This window comes from Xanthomonas euvesicatoria (genome assembly GCF_013112235.1).
GTDB classification, from domain to species: Bacteria; Pseudomonadota; Gammaproteobacteria; order Xanthomonadales; family Xanthomonadaceae; genus Xanthomonas; species Xanthomonas euvesicatoria.
Window position 1 is genome coordinate 1,273,824 of sequence record NZ_JABFFS010000001.1, and the last position, 21,902, is coordinate 1,295,725.

The following is a 21,902-nucleotide window of genomic DNA, read 5'->3' on the forward strand; positions in this document are numbered from 1 at the left end:
CCACCTTGTCCCGCGGTAGAAGGGCCGAAGTTCGCTTGCTACCCGACACGACGCAAGCCCCTCGCCCCCTCGGGAGAGGGGTTGGGGTGAGGGGACGGCCAATACCACTTGCTGCCGTTTCGCCCCCCCAGACACGCTGTCCCGAGTGCCGAGCTCGTTCAGGCCTGCACTTCTATGTGACTGTTCCATAAGTGTTTACGGGCAACCGTCAGCGTCGGCCGGCAACCGTAAGGTTGCCGTCAGGTCTGGCACGGGGCCGCGCATGAAGGTGATCCGGCGGCCAGCGACGCCGCCCGGGGACGCGCCGCGCTCCGGTCTGCTGCGGAGTCCGTCATGCGCCTGGTCCGGTCGTGGTTCGTGTTGATCGTCGTGCTGTTCACCAGCGCCTGGGGGGCGTCGACCCAGGCCGAATTGCCGGTCAGTTGGCCCCGCGCAGCCCTGCCGATCCAAACGGTCGCCGAACGCGACATGCGGGTCGTCGTGGGATGCGCGTCGGCAGTGCAGGGAACTGCTGCCCATGCCTGCGATCGACTGATCAGGCGCTTCGATGGAGAAGGTTGCCGGCAAGGTCTGGCGAGTCGCCCACGCCAGGTCGGCCAAACCGATGACCCTGAATGCGCGGGCATCGGCACGGGCACGGCCGGCACGTGGTCGAGCCGTGGCCAGATCAAGCCGGCTTTCAGCAACGGAACCGAGCGCGACGAGCGGCTGCGCAGGTCGGCCGACATCTAACCACGCTCCTAGGATTACCTGGAATGCACCACGCCCGCAGCGGCGGCAAGGAGCAGGCGCCACGCAGTGCATGCGGCGCCAGATCGATGCCGCGTGCTGGCAGCAGCACGCCGTCATCCTGCAGGATCGGGCGACACGCGCTAGACGCGCAGCAACACGGTCGATACGAAGGAACGTATAAAGACGCAAGGCCGCAAGGAGCGGCCATGCTGGTGTGCAGCGTTGAGGAAGTGACACGATGGGCAGGTATCGGATTGGCTGCGCCGTTTTGGCTATCGCATGTTTGCTCATGGCCGCCACCGGCTGTGCAAAGCAGCCGAGGTTATCGTCGCGACTGATCGTGACCCTCGACGCGCCGATACTGGAACAAGGGGGCGCGGTCATCGTATCGGCGCGTCCGATTGCCGATCACCAGTGGCGCCTGCTTGAGGGCGCCAGGTCAACCAAAGCCGGGTACGAGAAAGAATTTCAAGTCACCGTTGCCTCGCCGGCATCGATCATCGAGCTGCATTACCCTGAAAGCGGAACCTATAGCTTCAAGCTGCAGCCGGCAGCACGTGCCAAAACACGTCCTCTCCAATCGCGTCGGGTGCTGATCGGCCAGGCCGACCTGACGGATCCGCAGACAAAACGCCAAGTGCATTGGCCTTCGATGAGTGTTGTCCATGTCAGCGGCAGCACCTACCCGGAAGGGTGGGCGCGCACTCTAGCGTCCACGTTCGACGTGCCTTTCAAAAGCGATGCGCCAGACAACTATGTGATATCCAGTTTTCCTGCAGGTCGCGTGATTGCCCTGACGCCCAAGGCAATCGATACCTACGTTCGGGACACCAACTGAGCACCTGCATGCAGGCGCTCCGCGGCGGTCGGGTCTCTTATTGTGTGCAGCTGAGCCATCGCTCGATCGCGCGGCGGCTCCCGTCCGGCGGCGAACCGTCGGACGGAGATGGACTCAAGGATCAGTGACGCCCTAATTCGGTCGGCGAAATTTCCGGATCGTTGCCGACCTGGGGGTCGCAGCTGAAATGCGTGCCGGTGTGGGTATCTTTCACCACCACGCTGAAAAAGATCAGTGTCCGGTCTTTATTGGCATTGACCACCTGCACCCAACTGCCGTCGGAGGCAATTTCCGCCGGGCCGATCTGTCCCGTCGAATCGGAATTCAGCAGGCTGATGATCTTGAAGCGGTGGGGCACCGATTTGCAGAACGCGTAGCGCAGGGTCACGCCCTGTTCGCCTTTGCCACAGATGAGCAGGTCCGGCGAGAAGCTGTAGAAGTAGGCGCCCCTGCCGGTATTGCCGCCGAACTCAACGTGCGCCACGGTCAGTGTGATGGGGATGATCTTGGGATCGGTCATGACGTTGGTGATTCCTTGAAGAGCGGGGCATAGAGGGAAACGAATCCCGGGTGGCGGTAGCCCGCTTGATACAGCCATCCGAGCTGTTGCGTCACGGCAGCGCGCCGACCCAGATGAATCTGTGCGCGAATCCAGGGGTCGAGCAAGGTCTTGTCGCGACTATTGCCGATATCGGCGCCGAGCACTGCCACGGCACGTTGCCAGGCGGCGCGTGCACCGACGTGATCGCCGCTGGCGTCCAGCTGTTCGCCATACCAGACCAATGCAGTCGCCAGCGCCGACACGCCGATCAGGTCGGCCGGTTTGGCCTGATGCAAGGCATCCAGCCGCGCCACGATCGCCGCCAGACTGGCCGTCTGACGGTCGCCGTGCAGTCCCTGCACCCGATTCAAGCGCAGTGCGATGATGGCGTCCAGCCATTCCCATTCCGGCAGCGGCTGGTGCGCCAGCACGCCTGCCAGCGTTTGCCGCGCCTGGGTGAGTTGGCGTGTGGCAGCAGCGGCGTGCCCGTCCAGCGCGGCCACCCAGCCGGCCTGCGCATAGGCATGCGCCAGATCGCGGCGCCAGGTGCGGTTGTCCGGCTGTTGCGCGACCAGTGGTTCCAGCATCCCCACGCTGGCTTGCGCGTCGGCTTGCGCCTGCGCCAGGTGACCGCGTGCCAGCGCCAGATTGGAGGTGCGCACCAACGAGGTGGCCATGCGCCGTCGCCAGGCGTTGGCATCGGGATCGTGCTGCACTAGCAGGTGCAGTGTTTCGATCTGTTCGCGATAGCCCTGTTCGGCCGGTGCCAGCAGGCCCTGGGTTTCCTGCGCCAGACTCAGCCAGGAAAGGCTGTCGACAAGCTCATAGCGCACGGACGCGTTGTCTGGGGTACGCGCCAATACTTGGCGTTTGAGCGCGATCGAGCGGGCGAACAAGCCGATCGCCGTGTTGGCCTGCCCTTCGCTACGCGCCAGCGTGCCAAGATTGTTGAGCGCGTACGACAACTCCAGTTGCCAGTGTGGATCATCCGGCGCGGTGCGCACCAACCATTCGCTGGCGGCCAGATACTGCGACCAATGGGTGCGCGCCAACGGAAACTGTTTGCTGCGATAGGCCATGTTGCCCAGCCAATACGCCGTCTGACCTATTTCCGCATGCGCCTCCACTGCGTCCGGCGCCTGGGTACGCGCCTGCTCGGCAGTGGACGCGGCACGCGTGAATGCGGCCTGCGCCTCTTCCAGCTTGCCCTGATTCATCAGCACTTCGCCGGTGGTACGCAGCGCACGTGCGTGGTTGATCAGATCACCGGTTGCCATGCCCGACTCGGGCAGATCCTCCAAATACCGCAGCGCACGGCTGCCGACGCTATCGAGCAGTTTGAGGTTGCCCACGGTGCGCAACTGCTCGGCCAGATCGCCCAGCATGTAGCCCACCAGTTGCTGCGCTTGATCGCGGCGTTGTTCGGCCACTTGCTGGGCCTGGCGCGCCTGCCAGCCGAGCAGCAGCGAGGCGCTGGCCAGCACCACCAGCAGTGCGGCGGCGGCGGCGTATACGCTGCGGCGCTGGCGTTGCGAGCGTTCGCAGGCGCGCAGGAAGGCATGATCCAGGGCGTCCAGATCCTGCGGCATGCGTCGCGCAGCCTCGCGTGCTTCGCTCAGCGGGCGGCCGCTGTTGAGCAAGTGATCGCTGCGCCGGCCTTCGGCGGCCCAGCGTTGTGCCGCCAGTTGCAGCCGCTTGCGCGCCTGCAGCAGGCGGCGGTTTTCATGGATCCACTCGGCCGCACGCGGCCACTGCCGCAACAAGGCTTCGTGCGCGACCGCAAAGCCCGGTTCGCCGGCCACCAGCTCGCTGACGAACAGGCGCGCATGCACGAACGCATCCACCAGCACGCGCGCTGTGCCACTCGCCGGCAATGCCGACCACAGCGCACGCCGTGCGGTGACGACATCGCTGTCGGGGTGGATCACGCTCAGCAGCGTCAGCACTTCGCCCAACGCGGCCTGCGCATTGGAGGGCAATGCGCGAAACGTCTGCTCGGCATGATGCGCCAGCGCGCCTTCCAGGCCGCCCAGGGCGCGATACGCGGCAAATGTCAGCAAGCCGTCGTCGCTGCGCTGCGCATGCAGGGCATGCAGCAGATGTTGCAGCAACGGCAACGCATCGGGCTGGCGCGTGGTGGCATCGCGCAGCACATCGTCCAGGCGGCCGGCGCCGCTGTGGTCTTCTTCGAAGCGCAGCCCGGCCATCGCTGCCGGCACGCGGATGATCTGGCCAATCTCGCCATCGCGTGGCGGCAGCAGATCCACGTGCCCATCGCCGCGTTTGAGCTCGACGATGTCCGGCAGCGCATCGATCAGGCGCGGATAAAAATCGCTGCGGGTGAGCATCAGCACGGCCACGTGCGCGCTGGCGCACAGCGCGTGCAAGGCGGCCGCCAGTACAGCGCGATCGGCGGCCGTGATGCCGGGCGTGGCCACCATCGCTTCGGCATGGTCGATGACCAGCAGCAGATGGCGCCGGGTGTGCACGTTCTCGCGCGCCGGGCCGGTTTGGCGCATCGCCTCGTCGATGGCCGCATGCAGCGGCGCAGGTTGCTGCAGCCATTCGGGCAGGCGTGCCGTCTGCGCCGGCGACAACACCGCGCGCCCGCCCGGTGCCCACTCGCCTAGTGCGCGTGCGAGCGTATCCAGCACATCGCCGCCACGGCATTGCGCCAGGTTGCAGTACGCCACCGCGGTGGCCTCCAGCCCATCCAGGCCGCCGGGCTGGCACAGCAACGGCACCACGCCGGCGCGCAGCAACGAGGTCTTGCCGCAGCCGCTGGCGCCGCTCACCAGCACCAGCCCACGCTGGCTGTGCAATTGCGCGCGCAACGCGCCCAGCACCTGCGCAATCGCATGGCTGCGGCCGAAGAACACGTCTGCATGTGCCGGGTCGAATGCCTGCAGCCCCATGTACGGGTTGCCGTGCCCCCACGCCTGCGGACCGATCACCGCACCGCGGTAATCGTCGGGAAACACCACCTTCGGCAGCAGCCGGTAGCCACGCTTGCGGATGGTTTCGATGAAGCGCGGCTGGCGGCTGTCGTCGCCGAGCTTGCGGCGCAGCTGGGCGATGGTCTTGTGCACCGGGTTATCGCCGTAGAAGCTGCCGTGCCACACCTCGATCAACAACTGCTCGGCGCTGATGACCTCGCCGGCGCGCTCGGCCAGCGCGATCAGCACTTCCATCATGCGCGGTTCCAGCGTGATGGTCCGGCCGTCGTCGATCAGCGTCAGCCGCTCCGGCTCGACCAGCAATGGCCCAAGACGGAACCGCGGAACGGAGCCCAGCTGCGTGACGCGCTCGCTTCGAAGAGACATCGCTCAAATAACCGGTCGCACAACTGGAAGGGGCCTCGACAATCGCCCTCAGGCGCGGCCAGGCACGGCACGGCAGGGCCGAAACGTAGCACAGCCCGCTGCCGGGTAAGTCGATTGCGGTCGCTGTTCGTTGCGGCGCGCGCAGGTGCTGGCGTCAGGCTGCCCCGCGGCGGCCCTCACGTGCTTCCATACAGCGGCGTGTGTTACGCATCAGGCTGTTTCGCGCGCGCCACACGCACTAAGATGCCGCCAGCATCTTGCTGACCAGGAGTCCATGTTGATCATCCATCCCAAAGTGCGCGGCTTCATCTGCACCACCACGCATCCGCTTGGCTGCGAGCGCAATGTGCTCGAGCAGATTGCCGCAACGCGTGCGCGTGGCGTGCGCACTGACGGCCCCAGGAAAGTGCTGGTGATCGGCGCGTCCAGCGGCTACGGCCTGGCCTCGCGCATCACCGCTGCCTTCGGGTTCGGTGCAGACACGCTGGGCGTGTTCTTCGAAAAACCCGGCACCGCCAGCAAGGCCGGCACGGCCGGCTGGTACAACTCGGCCGCATTCGACAAGCATGCCAAGGCGGCCGGGCTGTATAGCAAGTCGATCAATGGCGATGCGTTTTCCGATGCCGCACGCGCGCAGGTGATCGAGCTGATCAAGACCGAGATGGGCGGCCAGGTCGACCTGGTGGTGTATTCGCTGGCCTCGCCGGTGCGCAAGCTGCCGGGCAGCGGCGAAGTGAAGCGCTCGGCGCTCAAGCCGATCGGGCAGACCTACACCGCCACCGCCATCGACACCAACAAGGACACCATCATCCAGGCCTCGATCGAGCCGGCCAGCGCGCAGGAGATCGAAGATACCGTCACCGTGATGGGCGGGCAGGATTGGGAATTGTGGATCGACGCGCTGGAAGGCGCCGGTGTGCTCGCCGATGGCGCGCGCAGCGTGGCCTTCAGCTATATCGGCACCGAAATCACCTGGCCGATCTACTGGCATGGCGCACTCGGCAAGGCCAAGGTCGATCTGGACCACACCGCGCAGCGCTTGAATGCGCGCCTGGCCAAGCGCGGTGGCGGCGCCAATGTGGCGGTGCTCAAGTCGGTGGTCACCCAGGCCAGCGCGGCCATTCCGGTGATGCCGCTATACATCTCCATGGTCTACAAGATCATGAAAGAAAAGGGCTTGCACGAAGGCACCATCGAGCAGCTCGACCGCCTGTTCCGCGAGCGCCTGTACCGCGAAGACGGCCAGCCGGCGCAGGTGGACGACGCAAACCGCCTGCGCCTGGACGACTGGGAATTGCGCGACGACGTGCAGGACGCCTGCAAGGCGTTGTGGCCGCAGGTCACTACCGAGAACCTGTTCGAGCTCACCGACTACGCCGGCTACAAGCACGAGTTCCTCAAGCTGTTCGGCTTCGAGCGCACCGACGTGGATTACGACGCCGATGTGGAGACGGACGTCACCTTCGATTGCATCGAGTTGGGGTGATTGCCGGGATTAGAGATTGGGGTTTAGCGATTGGCAAGAGCGGTGGATGGCTGCATCGCTGATCTTCGGCGGACCCGAACGTTTTGGGGCAAGGACAACCGGCACGCGATGCTGGTTGCCTTTGCTGTGACGAATCCCACTTCCTCATCCCAAATCTCCGCCCCAATGGACAAACTCATCGCCCATCTCGTCCTGGCCTTTCTGGTCAGCGGCGTCTGCGCCGTGCTGTTGCGGTTTATCCGGATGCACGGCGCGCTCAAAGCACTGATCAATCTGCTGATCACCACGACCGTGGTTTGCTCCGTGGTGATGCAGGACGGCTCGGCACCGCCGTGGCAAAACGCGCTGGTGATTGCGTCGTTCTTCAGCATTCCGGCATCGGTCTGCGTGGTGTTGGTGAGTACCGCAATGGCATGGATCATCAACAAACGCCGCGCACGCAGACCGGCTTGAAACCCGTGAGCGCTGCAGACAACACCTAGCGAGCATCTGCCCACTGCCCGCAGACCACGCCTGCTGGCACGCAACGCCTGCTCGTCATTAGAGAACGCGCGCTGTGATTACCACCTTTAGAAAAAGCGCAGAAATCCAGCGCTCTTCCGATTCCCGATTCCCCAATCCCGATTCCCAGCGCGTCAGCGCTTCACATCAAACCGCGCATCGCCCACGCAGGCCTGCACATCGGCTACCGACAGCGGATTGAAATCGCCGGGAATCGAATGCTTCAGGCAACCGGCGGCCAGGCCGAAGCGCGCCGTGTCCTCCAACGACCAGCCTTCGATCAGGCCATGCAGCACGCCGGCCGCAAATGCATCGCCACCGCCGATGCGGTCGATGATGGGGGTGAGTTCCTCGCTGGGCGCACGTGCCACCGCGCCATCGCGCGGCAGCAGCATCGCGCCCAGGCTGTGGTGGTCCACGTTGTGCGCCACGCGCTGCGTGCACGCCATCAACTGCAGCTGCGGGAAGGCCGCGAAGGCTTGCTGCGCGGCCGCTTCCACGCGCGCTTCCAGCGTGTCCTGCGCAAACTCGCCGCCCAGCACCACGCCGATGTCGCGGTAGTCGGCAAACACCACATCCGCGCAGGCAAACAGCTGATGCAGGACGCCGCGCGCATCGCCCTGCCAGCGTTGCCACAACTTGGGCCGGTAGTTGCCGTCGAACGACACCTTCACCCCGGCCGCACGCGCGGCTCGTGCCGCCGCCAACGTGGCCTGCGCCACCTCCGCGCCCAATGCCGGGCTCACCCCGGACAGATGCAGCCACTGCGCGCCTTCCAGCAGACGCGGCCAGTCGTAGGCGTCGGCCGGTGCCAGCGCAAAGGCCGAGTCGGCGCGGTCGTAGATCACTTCGCTGGGGCGATGGATCGCCCCGGTGGTCAAGAAATACAGGCCCATGCGGCCGTCCACGCGCCGCACATGGCGGGTATCCACATCGTGCCGGCGCAGTTCGCCCAGCACCGCGGCGCCCAACGGGTTGTCCGCCACCGTGCTGACCATCGCCACCTCGTGGCCGAAATGCGCCAGCGAAACGCCGACGTTGGCCTCCGCACCGCCGCAGTGCACATCCAGCCGAGGCTGCTGCAGCAGCAACTCATGACCAGGCGCCCCCAGGCGCAGCAACAACTCACCAAAACACAGGATACGGGCACGGCTCATGCGGCAATTACCTCGGCTGGGTGGTGCGTGACGAGTGGGGGCGCCGGCGCACACTGAGATGACCATCGGTGTCATTCTAGCCGGCACGAAATGCCGGCTGCTACGGCCATGATGCGACGTGAAGTGACCGCTTGCACCCGTTTTTCGGAAATTTGGTGGCGTTTTCTGCTGCGCTGCAAGATGTTACGGGACGATTCAGCTGGTAACGTCGTTTTGACCAGCGGTGTCATTGCCGCTCTCAACCCGCTATTTCACATTGTTCATGGACCCTTGGGAGGGGAGGACATGCAATTTCGGACCACCAGCCGGAAGACACCGGTTACCTTGCTTGCGCTGTCGATCGGCTTGGCGCTGAGCGGCCAGGCTGCCGCACAAGATGCTGCCCAATCGCCCGCCGAGCCCGCCGTTGACCTGGACACTGTCACGGTGACCGGTTACCGCGCCAGCGTCGAGAAGGCCCTGGACATCAAGCGCGGCGAAGCCGGCGTGGTCGATGCCATCGTGGCCGAGGACATCGGCAAGTTCCCCGACCTCAACCTGGCCGAGTCGCTGCAGCGCATTCCTGGCGTGGTGATCACCCGCGACGCTGGCGAAGGCCGCGCCATCACGGTGCGTGGCCTGGGTCCGGAATTCACCCGCGTGCGCATCAACGGCATGGAAGCGCTCACCACCGTGGGCGCCGGCGACCAGAGCGGCGGCACCAACCGCGGCCGTGGCTTCGACTTCAACGTCTTCGCCTCGGACCTGTTTTCGCAGCTGATCGCACGCAAGACGGCCTCGGCCGATGTGGAAGAGGGCTCGCTGGGGGCCACCGTCGACCTGCGCACCGCGCGCCCGTTCGACTACAGCGGCTTTACGTTTGCCGCCAGTGGCCAGGCGGCCTACAACGCCATGGCCGAGAAGGCCAACCCGCGTGTGGCGGCGTTGATCGCCAATACCTGGGCCGACAACACCTTCGGCGCGTTGCTGTCGGTGGCCTACACCGAGCGGCAGGTGCTGGAAGAAGGCTCCAACACCGGCCGCTGGGCCAACGGGACGAGCAACGGCAACTTCAGTGCGGCATCGCCATTTGCGGCCGCACGCTCGGCCGACGTGTACCACCCGCGCTTCCCGCGTTATGTGCAGATGGAACACGACCAGCAGCGTCTGGGCGTGACCGGGTCGTTGCAGTGGAAGCCCACCGACCGCACCACCATCTCGCTGGACGCGCTGTACTCCAAGATCGACGCCACGCGCGATGAGCATTACATCGAGGCCATCTCCTTCAGCCGCGGTCGCGACAGCGGCACGCCGCGCCGCGCCGACCGCGACGGCAAGCCGGCCACCATCGTGCGCAATGGCGAGATCCGCAACAACGCGCTGGTGTACGGCGAATTCGACAACGTCGATATCCGCTCGGAAAACCGCCACGACGAGTGGAACACCGAATTCAAGCAGGTCAGCCTGGATCTGGAGCACCGCTTCAGCGATGCCTTCTCCGTGTCCGGCCGTGTCGGTACCTCGCGCTCGGCGCACGAGAACCCGGTGCAGACCACCATCATCATGGACAAGTACGACGTCGACGGGTACAGCTACGACTATCGTGGCAACAACCGCGCGCCGGTGCTGAACTACGGCATCGACCCGACCAATCCTGCCGGGTGGGAACTGGCCGAAATCCGCCTGCGTCCGCAGACGGTGGACAACGATTTCGATACGGCGCAGATCGACTTCAACTGGAACATCAGCCCCGGCTTCCGCCTCAAGGGTGGCGTGCTGGCCAAGGACTACACCTTCAGCACGGTTGAGCTGCGTCGCGCCAGCGAAGTGTCGGTGCCGACCTTTGCCAATGGCACCCGCATCGTGCCGACGGACCTGACCGAGCAGGCAGGCCTGAAGGGCATCAACGGCAGCCCGTCCAACTGGGTCGTTCCCAATCTGGATGCCGTGGCCAACCAGCTCGGCATCTACAGCAACACCGGCACCTACGCCGTGGCGCCGCGTGCCAACAACACCCGCAGCGTCGAAGAAAAGGACCGCGGCGTCTGGTTGATGGGTGAGTTCTCCACCGATCTGGGCTCCATCCCGCTGTCGGGTAATTTCGGCGTGCGCTATGTGCGCACCGAGCAGGAGTCCACCGGCTATGCGTTGATCAACAACGCGCCGGCACTGACCACGGTGGGCCGCAAGTACAACAACACGCTGCCCTCGTTCAACCTGGTGGCCGAGCTTGCGCCCGACCTGCTGCTGCGTCTGGGCGCGGCCAAGGTGATGTCGCGTCCCGGTCTGGGCAGCCTCACGCCCGGTGTGACCGTGGCCGTGGCCGGTGGCGCACGCACCGTGTCCGGCGGCAACCCGGATCTGGATCCGATCGAAGCCACCAATGTCGATCTTGGCCTGGAGTGGTACTTCAACGAAGGCGCGATGCTGGGCGTTGGCGTGTTCTACAAGGACATCGAAAGCTTCATCCAGACCGCACGCGAAGTGCGCCCGTATTCCAGCAGTGGCCTGCCGGCCTCCTTGCTGGATGGCACCGGCGCCAGCATCAACGACGACTTCACTTTCAGCATTCCGTTGAATACACCCGGTGGCGAGTTGAAGGGCGTGGAAGCGAATTATGTCCAGCCATTTACGTTCCTGCCGGGCAAGTGGGCCAACCTGGGCGTGCAACTGAACTACACCTGGGTGGATTCGCAGATCCAGTACCTGTCCAGCACCGGCGCACCGGTGATGAAGAACGACCTGACCGGGCTGTCGCGCTCGTCGTGGAATGCGACCTTGTTCTACGAGGGCGAGTCCTTCGCTGGCCGCATCTCGGCCACCAATCGCGACGATTACCTGACCCAGGCCCCCGGCACGGAAGCGGGATTCAACGTGGATGGCGTGCACGGCATGACTGGCACCACCATGATCGACGCCTCGCTGCGCTACAAGATCAGCAAGCAGCTGGAGTTGAGCCTGGAGGGCATCAACCTCACCAACGAAGCGTCCGACGAATGGGTGTGGTCGCCGCAGACCGGCGAGTTGCCGCTGCAGTACACCGAAACCGGCCGCCAGTACTTGCTGGGCCTGCGCTACAAGTTCTAAGTGCAGCCAAGTCGCGCCAAGAGATCTCCGTCCGCTACGTACATCGCGTAGCGGGCGCGAGATCGACGGTGCAACGCATCTGTACGACGCACCGCTGGCCGCACACCGCTGCACGCAATGCAGTGGTGGATGGCAACCTGCCCGCGCCGCGCACAACGCACTGCCCTGGTCATCGGCGTGCATCCAGTGGCGACCAAGGTGCGATGCACGCGCAGGCTGGCACCGCGTAGTCTATGCAGGCCATCGCGGCGCCGGGCAAGACATGTGGCAGACCCGTGCCGGCGTGGGGCTGTCATCCCCATGCAGTTTCGAATATTCGCCGCGCGGTGACCCCGTGCGGCGATGCTTTTTGAGGAGTCAGGCAGTGAGCGTGCAGAAGTGGTGGACGAGTGTGCTGTTGTTGATTGCGCTGCCGATGCGTGCGGCCGCCGCCGATGCACCGGAATTGTTGTTCCGCGTCTCGGCCGACCAGAGCCTGCAAGCCGATGTCGCCCGTGGCGATGGCGTGCCCAATTTCCGCGACAAGATCGCGCTGGTGCCCACCGGCAAACGCGGCAACGCCATCGAGTGGGCCGACGACGGCGTACTGTCGTGGAATGCGCCCGGCAACCTCTACACCCAGCGCGGCACCCTCAGCTTCTTCTGGCGTTCGCGTTACCCGGTCGGCGAAGCGCCGTTCGTGATCTTCCGCGTCGGCTACGCCGATCACACCAGCTGGGATATGGCCTGGCTGCGCATCGACTGGAACGGCCACGGATTCGATGCCTTCGTCACCGATGGCAATCTCGCGCGCACCCGCGTCTCGTTCAAGCTCGACAGGAATCCGGCCGCCAGCGACTGGACCCACATTGCGTTTGCCTGGGACGAAACCCGCGGCGTGCGCCTGTATGTCGATGGCAAGGAAGCCGCACGCGCAGACTGCGGCGCGCCTTGCGCCAATGGCGGTTCGCTCGATTACGACGCCGCGCTCGACCAGTTCGGCCTCGCCGGCCGCGTGATGTCGCCGCACCAGGTGCAGAGCCGCTACAACTTCCTGCGCGGCAGCGACTTCGACGAGATCCGCATCTACGACCGCATGCTCGACGCCGGCGGCGCGGCCGCACTCGCGCGCCTGCAGGAACCCACCACCGCACCGGCCATCGCTGCGGACGCGCAATACGCCGCCTTCCTGCATCGCTACGGTTGGGACAACGGCCATGCACCGCCCGCATTGACCGCACCGGTCACGCGCATCCGCAAGGTGGAATTCACCGACGCGCGCGACCTCAAACAATGGATGTGGAAGGCCACCGACGGCATCGCCGAAACCACCTGGCCCGGCGTCTACAACCGCTCGCGGCTGCCGGGACGCAACGACTACTTCCAGCTGCCCGACTGGAACACCTATGTCGAAGGCGGAAAAGCGCTCGACCTTACCCTGCCGGACGAGCCGTTCAACCGTATCGAACTACGCGGCGCCGCCTACGGCCAGGCCACCTACGCTGCACCTAATGCACAGCCGCAACCCCTGTTCGCACGCCAGCAAGGCGTGGTGCGCAGCGTGGATCAGTTCGAAGAACGCCGCGGCGGTACGCTGCGCTTTGCCAACACCGCGCAGGAAACGCCCATCCAGGAAATCTGGGCCTACAGCGTGCAGCCGGGCGAGGTGCCCAAAGGCAGCGCGCAACTCAGCTACACCGTGCGCAGCGACATCCAGCCCGACTACGACAACCTCGCCGAACTGCGCGCTGTCATCGCCGGCCGCTACCCACCAGGCGAACGCCAGACCGTGATTGCGCTGCCCACCAAGGCGCCGGCACGCAAGCGCCCCAGCGACAAGACCGCAACAACGAACCAGCACCCCATCGTGCACATCCTGGTGCCCTCCAGCCTGGGCGACCCGCCGCCGGATCAGCCGCTGATGCGCAGCTGGTCCTACGGCTGGGAAAACATGCACGACGGCCTGGACGGCATCGCCATCACCTTGCCGGCGCTGAACCTGCCAGCCACCCACAACGGCAGCATCCCGCTCAACATCCGCATCAAGGACCCCATCTGGCCCGCGCGCGACATGATCGATGTCTCGGTCGCAGTCGTCCCTGGTCAAGCGCGCACGCTATGGCTGGATCTGCGCGACAGAATCCTCAGCAACGACAGCCTCATGCTCAGCATCGCCGCCGCCGCACCCGGCTTCGATGCCCAGGCGCTCGACGGCACCCAATTGCAGCTGGTGTTCAAACCGCGCGCCGAGGCCATCAAAGAACACGTTGCCGACCGCTTCAACCAGGTCAAAGACAACTGGGGCTTTTTGGTCGAAGAACACACCACCTCCAAGCGCCAGCTGCTCTACAAGCGCCTGGACGCCGACATCACCGACCTGCTGCGCGTGGACCCGGACAACGCGCTTGGGCGCGAATACTGGAACGACATCAGCTACGCCAACCAGGGCGAGTTGCCTGTCGATTTGCCGGCCGTGCCCAAGGGCGTGCCCGCCTGGGCGTTCTGGCAGCTGCAAGACCTCAGCGCCACCCGTCGCTACATCCGCTGGTGGATCGAGCAGCGCCAGGTCGCCTATGGCGATTTCGGCGGCGGTATTTCCGACGATTCGGACCTGGTGCAGCAGTGGCCCGGCGTCGCGCTGATGGGCGTGGACCCGGACATGCTCAACGCCTCCATGCTGGCGCTGTCCGATGCCAACTACCGCAACGGCATGTTTACCAATGGCCTGTCCACCATCGAAACCGACGAGCTGCATTCGTATGAGGAAGGCATCAACATCAACAGCGCCTTGCTGTATCTCAACTGGGGCGACCCGCGCACCGTCGAGCGCCTGATGGAAACAGTGAAAGCCTTCGACAACATCATCCAGGTCAACCCGCAAGGTCACCTGCTGTTTGCCAGCAACTGGTTCGGCGGCCGCACCGTCTACCGCGAGCCCAACTGGCAATGGCAAAAACCGTACTCCTTCCCCATCGTGCACCCGGCCATCCTGCTGGGTGGCTATAACGCCGACTCCAACAGCCGCCGCATCGTTACAGGGTTAGCCGACGGCTATCTCGCCCACGCCTACACCAACGCCAAGGGCAACTGGGCCCTGCCCAACGAGATCAATTGGCAAACCGGCAAAACCCGCGGCGGCGAACTGTTCGAAGGCAGCGGCGGCGCCGACACCTTGCACACCTTCTGGGCCGCCTACCGCTTCACTGGCGATGCGCGTTATCTCAAGCCGATTAACTACCGCGTCGCCAACAGCGGCCCGAATGGTTTATCGCTGCTCAACGAAAACTTCCTCGATGTCATGGGAAAGCGCAGCGACTGGAGCGCCAAGCTCATCGACGCCGCAAATAAAGACGATGACAGCGCCCCGGACTTCCCGCACCACGTGGCCTGGGAGCAGACCGGCAATCTCGATTATCTCGCTTCCATTTACCGCAGCGAGACAAGAGAGAAACTGCAGAACTTCTACATGAACACCGAAGGCCACTGGTGGAGCGACCGCGTGGAATCCCCCACGGTCAACCTGCAACGCGCACGCCTAGGCGGCGTGGCGCTCAAGCGCAACCAGACCTACCCCGGCCACACCGTCAGCTGGCGCTTCGCCGATCCAGAGGCCGCCACGCAAGTGGCCATCGCCATCCCCACACCCCGGCAAGACCGCTTCACCGTCATCGCCTACAACACCTCCAACAAGGCGCAGCGCGCCAGCATGACCGGCTGGAACGTCGCCCCGGGCCAATGGCGCATCACCCAAGGCGTGAGCAAAGCCAATGACGGCAAGCTCGACAGCAACGCTAAGACGCAAGAGGTCGCTTTCGAAAAAAGCGCGGCCATCGACATCGACTTCCCCGCACGCCGCACCACCGTCCTGCAGCTCGAACGCATCGCAGCCACCACCCCGGTCGAACTGCGCCCGGACTTGGGTATTGGTCATGGCGACGTACGCGTGACCGCGGACGCCATCGAAGTGACCGTGCACAGTCTCGGCCATGCCGATGCACCGGCCGGGTTTGTGGTGTTGGAGGATGCGCGTGGGAAGGAACTGGCAAGAGCGGCATTTCCGGCACTCGCGGCACCACGCGATCTGCAACCAATCACCACGCAGGTGCGCCTGCCGCTAACTAACGCCGCAAACATAAAAGCCGCGCAACTGCGCGTCATCGCCGATGGCAACGCCCCAGAGATTACCGACCTCAACAATAAACTGCCGCTGCCAACCTCAACCCCCGCGCCAACGACAAAAAACAGCCCATAACCAAACGCACCCATCCCTTCTCCCGCACGCGGGAGAAGGCGCCCGAAGGGCGGATGAGGGCAAAGCCGATAAAGCCAAGAATCAATAGCTCAAGCACATTGACGCAATTCAAAAACTCGGCGAGGATCGGGATGTCCTGTATTTGGATGTTGTCGAAGCCACGAAAATTCTTCGCGGGCAGAGATCGCTTTTGAATAAAACATCGAGTATTGCGGAACTGCCGTAGTAGTGTTGTGGCTATTTTCCCATCTGTGGGAAACGCGCGTAAAAGGCTTCGAATCGTACCTCCAGAATCGTTGTATTAACACGTTTAAAAACTAATGTTAGTTAGTGCGGAGGAAATGCCTTGAAAGAGCTTGATGGATACATGTTGGAGGAAGTGATGGCATCGAATCTCACTACGGGAGATGTGATATGGAGTAGATTTTGCAGATTCAATACAAAATGGGAGAGCGTGACGGTCTCTTTGGCTGCTAATGGAAAGGTAAGACTATCCACTTTCAGTGGAGAAGAAGATGTTGCCGCCTCAAAAATAATTGGCCGTCGTTGTGGATTTGCTGATTTAAAGGTTCTAATTGACCGCTGGGCACGTGGTGATGCTAGTCAAGATCAGGTTGATCATTTAATAGAAAATAAAATGCTGTATTTAGCTGGCGGGCGCGTCTTCAAAACGGCAAAAGGCGAAATGTTGCTCGGGCGCTAAATTATAACAATTAAATAACATTTCTGGATCGCTATCATTAAATAAGTAATCACGGACTGATTGTATGAAAGCCGCGAGTTTTGAAGCGCAAGAGTTAGTCTTGCCGGCTAAGCCGGCAAATGGTAAGGGCGGGAGATATCACACATCGGATGCGATAAAGAGGCTTGTCTGGACGAGATCAGCTGGGCATTGTGAGCTTTGCGGGATTGACTTGACTCGCGACTTTCGGGTGGGGATAGACATGCTTTGGGGCGAGGTCGCCCACATCATGCCGGCAAGTCCCAAGGGGCCAAGAGCGGAATCCGGGCACGACGCGAAGACAGCAAGTGAGCTAACCAACGACACGACCAATCTCATGTTGCTATGTCCTAACTGCCACGACAAAGCTGATAGAGATGCAGATGGCTATCCCAAGTCAGATATGACGGGGCTCCACCAAGCCTACCTCGAAAGAATCAGGCTGGCCGCAACGGTCCCTGACGCAGGCCGAGCTATAGGTCTGATATTTCAAAGCGATCACTTCACTACCGTCAATGACATTTCTGAGCGTGACTTCGCTATGGCGATGTCCGGGGAGGGTTTGGTCGCATTTGGAGACATCATCAAGCACACGCTTAGAGCGCCAGGGGACGCGGGACGGGACTCGCGCTATTGGCAGCTAGTACAGGAAGACGTTCGTGATCGAATTGACCGAGAACTCCGCCGCCGTGGTGGACGTTTCGGCGACATTCCCGCGTTGGCGGTGATCGGTCTCGCAGACATCCCTTCGCTAATCACGCTGGGACGGACCATCGGAGATCGATCCAACCGACTCATCTTCTCATCCAATCGCGAACACGGCTTAAAGTGGCCGGACTTGGATGCGGCCCCTCCTGAGTACCGCTTCACTGCCCCGCCAGATGGCGACGAAGAGATCGCCCTCGTTATATCTATCTCGGCGGCCATCCCAGGGCGCGATGTGCATGCCGCTCTACCTCACGCACGCGTCGCTTCGTTCACGATTGATGAGCCCAGCTATGCAGTGGTTCGCAACCGTAGGGCAATTCATGCCTTCAGGGACTCGTTGCAAATTTGCATGAGCAAGCTAGAAGCGGCCACTCATCAGCCGATACATACTTTCATCGCTGCTCCAGCAGCATTCTGTATCGAAATGGGGGCTCTAATGACGACCGAGCACCAGCACCACTATGTGCTCTATGACCGTGACAAGAACAACGACGGGCGTTTTGTACAGACCTTGACCATCACCCCAGGAGATCGCGCATGACCCTGCTTTCTGACTATGACTCTAAGCGTGGGAGTTGGGAGTACTTCCTCCTGCGCGCGGCGCGTGAAATATCGCTGTCTGAGCGTCAGTACGACAAGATCAATGCTAGATACGAGGTTCTGGAGGGCATTCTAAATGCTGCAACAAGCCCTCTATTGCACAGTGCTCACATTTTTGTCCAGGGTTCGATCGGCCTCCGGACTACCATCAAGCCTGTGAACGGAGCTCCAGCCGATCTGGGCACCGTTGATGCCGATGCTATCGTATGGCTGCCAAATGCTGGTGGTGCGTCTGCGCAATCAGTACTCGATGAAATCCAGAAGCGAATCGAGGACGGAACTCGGGTCGATGCAAAGGTAGAGAAGCTGCGTCGAGGGGTCAGGATCATCTACGCAGACGAAACCCCTGGATTCCATATCGACATCACCCCTGCGCGGGCAATCCATGGTAACCAAGAAACGCATGGCAAGGGTAAGCTCGAAGTGCCCGATCGTGAGCTACAAGCTTGGAAGGCGAGTAGTCCTATCCCTTACCTGGGCTGGCTTGAGCAGGCATCCGAAAAGCAGATATCCCTTGAAAGCACTCAGGTGCTCGCTACACGGGCAATTGCGATGGATGAGGCAACACAAGCTCCTCTGCCGGATTACGAAAAGTACATCGACAACGATCCATTACGGGCTACGATTAAACTTTTGAAGCGCCATCGCGATGAGTGGGCGATTCGAAACAATGATCCGTCTCATCGGCCAATCTCTGCGGTCATCACTACGCTCGCTACCCGAGCCTACGAAGAAGTAGCGGCCGAATCCAGCCGCCATCCACGCCGTCCCCTGGATGCGATTGTCGAGATCGTAACTAAAATGAGCAGTTACGTGCAGCACGTCGGCGGAAAATATCTTGTCTGCAATCCAAAGGACGATGCGGAGAACTTTGCTGAGAAGTGGAACAGACCTAGCGAAGGCAGCCTGTACGTCAACGCGTTCCGTAAGTGGCATGAAGATGCCAAAAACTCCATAACCCTAGGTCTACAGGAATTTCCGTCTCTCGAATCCTTCAATGAAGCGGTCAAGGAGCGCTTTGCGCTAGGCAGCACCTTTGTGGCCTCGGTGAATAATGAGATTCCTGCCAACTGGACACTCCCTGGGCGAAAGCTCGGTCACACTCGCAACGTATCGATGATCGGTTCTGTCTTCGGCTCAGGTGTCGCGGGTAACCAGGCACAAGATGGCGCTGGATCGCCTGAACGCCTTGGTTGAGGAAACGACAGCCTTGGAGCGTGGATTGGCCGCGCTCCGTGCCTACCTAGGACCAGAAGCCGCTGGCTTCTTGCAGACGATTGCGACAAAAACTGGAGAGATCGCTGCTGTTAGGCTACCACTTCCAGTTGACTACTTGGGCACTCAACGCTGGTTGCGACTCGCGTTCCCGACAGCTTTTCCCAGGAGCTCTTTGAGCCTCCGCGTGGAACCTTCGCCCTGGCTCGTCTGGCCACACGCCATGAAGACTGGCCTGTGCCTACATGGTTTCCAGGAGAAGCCGGTGTCGGGTAGCCCCGAGGCCATCGTTAACGACAGCCTGCGCCGCTTCGCAAAGATCGTTCAGATGTCGCTGCCGACTTCAAGCTCGGATGCCAGAAAGGTGGAATTTGAGCGGGAGTCAATGTCGTACTGGAAGATGCAACATCGAGCTTCTGCCCAGAGTGTCAACTTGGTCCAAAGGCCATCAGGGTCAGGAGCGCTCCTTGCTGTAACAGACCCGCGTCTGGATCGACGAATAGGTGGAGAGCCCGTCTGGCTAGCTCAAACCGCGGATGCAATTGCCAGCCATCTTGAAGCCGTACTAGGGCAGCGAGTCAAGATCAGAGATGCCGCGCGCGCAGGATTCTACGTCAAGCTGGAAACCTACCCTGACATCAAAGCTCCGCTACCAGGCGAACTGTTCGACTGGCTGCGACCTCACCTTACCAGTGAGAGCTACTCGCAGTTAATTTCTTGGTTTGGTGAGTCGTGTTCGATTGTCAGCCGCTGGATTGCTCTCGAACTGCCCGGAGATGCCGGCGCCCCGATCTATTGCTTGAACTTGCGAGATCGTTCACTCGCACAGAACAAGGCAGTCAAGCTAGGGGTTCGTGCAGGCCGTAGGGTGAAAGTGAAATTCTCAAATCCCGACATAACTCTGAGTCAGTCCGCGATCAACATTCTTGATCGTGCGGAGATCCTGTCGCGAGACCGAAACTCAAAGCTTGACGTGCTAGCCAGTGCCCGCGTGATAGTGGTGGGTCAAGGATCACTTGGAGCACCCGTAGCTCTCCACTTGGCAAGATCCGGCGTGGGACACTTAACCCTGGTCGATCCCGATGAACTTACGGCGAGCAACCTTGGGCGGCACGTGCTTGGTGCCAGCGACCTCGGTAGGAATAAGGCGGAAGCGATGTGCGCCAGACTTCGCTCGGATGTTCCGATTGTCACTATCAAGGCAATTCCGTCTTACGTAGAACTTGCCTTAATCAAGAATCGCGAGGACTTCCAGAAGGCCGATCTCATTGTAGTGACCAGCGCGGACTGGGAATCAGAAGAGATGCTATGGCGAGCTAAAAGCGTCGGTGCTTCTTGGAAGCTGATACAAGCCTGGAGCGAACCCCATGCTCTTGTAGGACATGCGCTAGTCGCAGCAGACGTCAGCGCCGACGCTAAATCGCTGTTCGAGGACAACGGAAGATTTCGCCATAAGTACACCAACTGGCCCCGAGGCGATAGCGTGCCCTTACCTGCGTGCGGACAGAGTTTCATACCTGGTGGTGGTCTTGGGGTGAGTGCAATTGCCTCGATGGTTGCGGCCGCGGTAATCGAGCAGCTGACCTCCGACTCAAAAGATATACTTTGGATAAGTCGCATCAGCAATCCACAGAGAGTGTCGGCTCTGGAGGGAGAGTACGTTGGCCCAGAACTTCCGGATGGAGCAACTGAAATGACGCTAAGGCGGCCATGGCCTGAAGTATTTCCCAATGCATGACACATTGTGGCAATGGGAATGGCCCGACATCGAAGGGGTAGTACTGGTGCCCGAAAGCGTTCTGTACTCGTTGTCGAAGTACAGACAGAGAGCATGGAACAGCGAGCGCGGGGGACAGCTATTTGTGAATCCGAACGATCCACGTGGACCAGTTCTTGCAGTCGCAACGCCGCCTCACCCTGACGACCGTGCTGGATGGACTTGGTTGGAGCTCGATCCCAAGCGTTGCAGACAAGAGATTCGAGCTCACAATGAAACTGGGTTCCGATTAGTGGGGCACTGGCATACCCATCCCCAGGCAGTTCCCCGGATATCGCCTACGGACGCGAAGAGCATCGCGCATTTTGCAAAGAGAAACGCCGAACTCGTTTCCAGCCCCTTAGCGGTGATTGTGGGGCAATCAGAAGAGCCAGACGGTATCCAAGTATGGCTCTATCGGAATGGAGCTCTGCTTCATGCAAAAAAACAGTTGCTACAATGTGCATCAGCCCCGGCTGGCTCTTAGCTTCTGGAGCTTTCGGAAGAGTTCGGCTTGATATCGCGCATCCTCGAGGGCGTTGTGGGTTCCTGTAAGCTTCGGGCGAAGCAGCTTCTCCATCTGGCTCGACTTGGTCTGGTCCCAACGAGAACCCACAACACCCATGAAGAACGCCTTGATATCTAGGGCAGTGAATCCAAATGGATTTTCACCGCAGTACTTGTGGAAATAATAATTCACAAATGACCAGTCAAATGCTGCGTTCAGGCCTACGAACACTGGCCTCTGACTCGGAGCACTGAACTCTGACAACCACTGCCCAAATTTTCGCATGGCTGCTCCTGGCTCGACTCCGTTGCGAGCCAACTCCTCGATTTCAAAACCTGTGACCGCCAGTGCCTCTGGGTCGTGTCGCGTGTCCTCGGGTTTCAATTCTAGGTAGAAAGATGTTTCAGGTCGATCTACAAGGACCGCACCGATTGAGAGCAGACTGAACTCGCCAGGGATCGGACCGGACGCCTCGATGTCAACGGAAACAAAAATCTCAGATAATTTCATCGAACTGTC

15 protein-coding genes are annotated in these 21,902 nt (G+C 61.8%); 11 read left to right on the forward strand and 4 right to left on the reverse strand.

The features are described from left to right. Positions 1-333 precede the first annotated feature (333 nt). Together HLH45_RS05335 and HLH45_RS05340 are read left to right on the forward strand one after the other, a co-directional pair. Positions 334-732, forward strand: coding sequence for a hypothetical protein (locus HLH45_RS05335; RefSeq protein WP_008573918.1), 399 nt, complete (start codon positions 334-336; stop codon positions 730-732). A gap of 289 nt (positions 733-1,021) precedes the next feature. Next, positions 1,022-1,570: a hypothetical protein gene (locus tag HLH45_RS05340; RefSeq protein WP_031420548.1), complete on the forward strand. Its 549-nt coding sequence runs from the start codon at positions 1,022-1,024 to the stop codon at positions 1,568-1,570. Positions 1,571-1,691: 121 nt separating this feature from the next. On the opposite strand, the gene HLH45_RS05345 is transcribed toward HLH45_RS05340, so the two are convergent. Then, on the reverse strand, positions 1,692-2,090 hold the full coding sequence (locus tag HLH45_RS05345) for a hypothetical protein (protein WP_008573916.1): 399 nt from the start codon (positions 2,088-2,090) through the stop codon (positions 1,692-1,694). Further along, the gene (locus HLH45_RS05350) at positions 2,087-5,434 is read right to left on the reverse strand and encodes an nSTAND1 domain-containing NTPase (protein ID WP_033478791.1); all 3,348 of its coding nucleotides are present in this window, start codon (positions 5,432-5,434) and stop codon (positions 2,087-2,089) included. Before HLH45_RS05350 ends, HLH45_RS05345 begins: the two co-directional genes overlap by 4 nt. A gap of 277 nt (positions 5,435-5,711) precedes the next feature. On the opposite strand from HLH45_RS05350, the gene fabV reads away from it, so the two are divergent. Then, complete coding sequence (gene fabV, locus HLH45_RS05355; RefSeq protein WP_033478794.1) at positions 5,712-6,920, forward strand: enoyl-ACP reductase FabV; 1,209 nt, start codon at positions 5,712-5,714, stop codon at positions 6,918-6,920. A 165-nt stretch (positions 6,921-7,085) separates the two neighbouring features. Then, on the forward strand, positions 7,086-7,373 hold the full coding sequence (locus HLH45_RS05360) for a hypothetical protein (RefSeq protein ID WP_008573901.1): 288 nt from the start codon (positions 7,086-7,088) through the stop codon (positions 7,371-7,373). A 182-nt stretch (positions 7,374-7,555) separates the two neighbouring features. Here the strand turns inward: HLH45_RS05360 and HLH45_RS05365 are convergent, their stop codons facing one another. After that, entirely contained in the window at positions 7,556-8,578 is a 1,023-nt protein-coding gene (locus tag HLH45_RS05365) for a sugar kinase (RefSeq protein WP_011345867.1), read from the reverse strand. Positions 8,579-8,863: 285 nt separating this feature from the next. On the opposite strand from HLH45_RS05365, the gene HLH45_RS05370 reads away from it, so the two are divergent. The 7 genes from HLH45_RS05370 (at position 8,864) to HLH45_RS22070 (ending at position 21,362) form a co-directional block, all read left to right on the forward strand. Beyond that, positions 8,864-11,644 carry a TonB-dependent receptor gene (locus HLH45_RS05370; protein ID WP_014088948.1) on the forward strand — a complete coding sequence of 927 codons (2,781 nt, stop codon included), beginning with the start codon at positions 8,864-8,866 and terminating at the stop codon, positions 11,642-11,644. Positions 11,645-12,008: 364 nt separating this feature from the next. After that, positions 12,009-15,875, forward strand: coding sequence for a LamG-like jellyroll fold domain-containing protein (locus HLH45_RS05375; RefSeq protein WP_033478790.1), 3,867 nt, complete (start codon positions 12,009-12,011; stop codon positions 15,873-15,875). 346 nt (positions 15,876-16,221) lie between these two features. Then, complete coding sequence (locus HLH45_RS05380) at positions 16,222-16,578, forward strand: hypothetical protein (protein WP_126952711.1); 357 nt, start codon at positions 16,222-16,224, stop codon at positions 16,576-16,578. A 64-nt stretch (positions 16,579-16,642) separates the two neighbouring features. Continuing rightward, positions 16,643-17,845, forward strand: coding sequence for an HNH endonuclease (locus tag HLH45_RS05385; protein ID WP_008573896.1), 1,203 nt, complete (start codon positions 16,643-16,645; stop codon positions 17,843-17,845). Continuing rightward, a complete protein-coding gene (locus tag HLH45_RS05390) occupies positions 17,842-19,101 on the forward strand; it encodes a nucleotidyltransferase domain-containing protein (protein ID WP_008573894.1) in 1,260 nt (419 codons plus the stop codon). Before HLH45_RS05385 ends, HLH45_RS05390 begins: the two co-directional genes overlap by 4 nt. Before the next feature lie 241 nt (positions 19,102-19,342). Beyond that, complete coding sequence (locus HLH45_RS05395) at positions 19,343-20,857, forward strand: ThiF family adenylyltransferase (protein WP_223866286.1); 1,515 nt, start codon at positions 19,343-19,345, stop codon at positions 20,855-20,857. Beyond that, positions 20,850-21,362 carry a Mov34/MPN/PAD-1 family protein gene (locus HLH45_RS22070; protein WP_074053282.1) on the forward strand — a complete coding sequence of 171 codons (513 nt, stop codon included), beginning with the start codon at positions 20,850-20,852 and terminating at the stop codon, positions 21,360-21,362. The genes HLH45_RS05395 and HLH45_RS22070 overlap by 8 nt, the downstream gene beginning before the upstream one ends. Here HLH45_RS22070 and HLH45_RS05405 read toward each other — a convergent pair. Beyond that, positions 21,342-21,893, reverse strand: coding sequence for a 3'-5' exonuclease (locus tag HLH45_RS05405; protein ID WP_008573891.1), 552 nt, complete (start codon positions 21,891-21,893; stop codon positions 21,342-21,344). The genes HLH45_RS22070 and HLH45_RS05405 overlap by 21 nt on opposite strands. Between the last annotated feature and the right edge of the window lie 9 nt (positions 21,894-21,902).

Bases quoted from the DNA above. Each gene is read 5' to 3' on its own strand.
- HLH45_RS05335 (WP_008573918.1), top strand. From the start codon at position 334: ATGCGCCTGGTCCGGTCGTGGTTCGTGTTGATCGTCGTGCTGTTCACC.
- HLH45_RS05360 (WP_008573901.1), top strand. From the start codon at position 7,086: ATGGACAAACTCATCGCCCATCTCGTCCTGGCCTTTCTGGTCAGCGGC.
- HLH45_RS05345 (WP_008573916.1), bottom strand. From the start codon at position 2,090: ATGACCGATCCCAAGATCATCCCCATCACACTGACCGTGGCGCACGTT.
- HLH45_RS05365 (WP_011345867.1), bottom strand. From the start codon at position 8,578: ATGAGCCGTGCCCGTATCCTGTGTTTTGGTGAGTTGTTGCTGCGCCTG.
- HLH45_RS05390 (WP_008573894.1), top strand. From the start codon at position 17,842: ATGACCCTGCTTTCTGACTATGACTCTAAGCGTGGGAGTTGGGAGTAC.
- HLH45_RS05340 (WP_031420548.1), top strand. From the start codon at position 1,022: ATGGCCGCCACCGGCTGTGCAAAGCAGCCGAGGTTATCGTCGCGACTG.
- HLH45_RS05395 (WP_223866286.1), top strand. From the start codon at position 19,343: ATGAAGACTGGCCTGTGCCTACATGGTTTCCAGGAGAAGCCGGTGTCG.
- HLH45_RS05385 (WP_008573896.1), top strand. From the start codon at position 16,643: ATGAAAGCCGCGAGTTTTGAAGCGCAAGAGTTAGTCTTGCCGGCTAAG.
- HLH45_RS05350 (WP_033478791.1), bottom strand. From the start codon at position 5,434: ATGTCTCTTCGAAGCGAGCGCGTCACGCAGCTGGGCTCCGTTCCGCGG.
- HLH45_RS05405 (WP_008573891.1), bottom strand. From the start codon at position 21,893: ATGAAATTATCTGAGATTTTTGTTTCCGTTGACATCGAGGCGTCCGGT.
- HLH45_RS05370 (WP_014088948.1), top strand. From the start codon at position 8,864: ATGCAATTTCGGACCACCAGCCGGAAGACACCGGTTACCTTGCTTGCG.
- HLH45_RS22070 (WP_074053282.1), top strand. From the start codon at position 20,850: ATGCATGACACATTGTGGCAATGGGAATGGCCCGACATCGAAGGGGTA.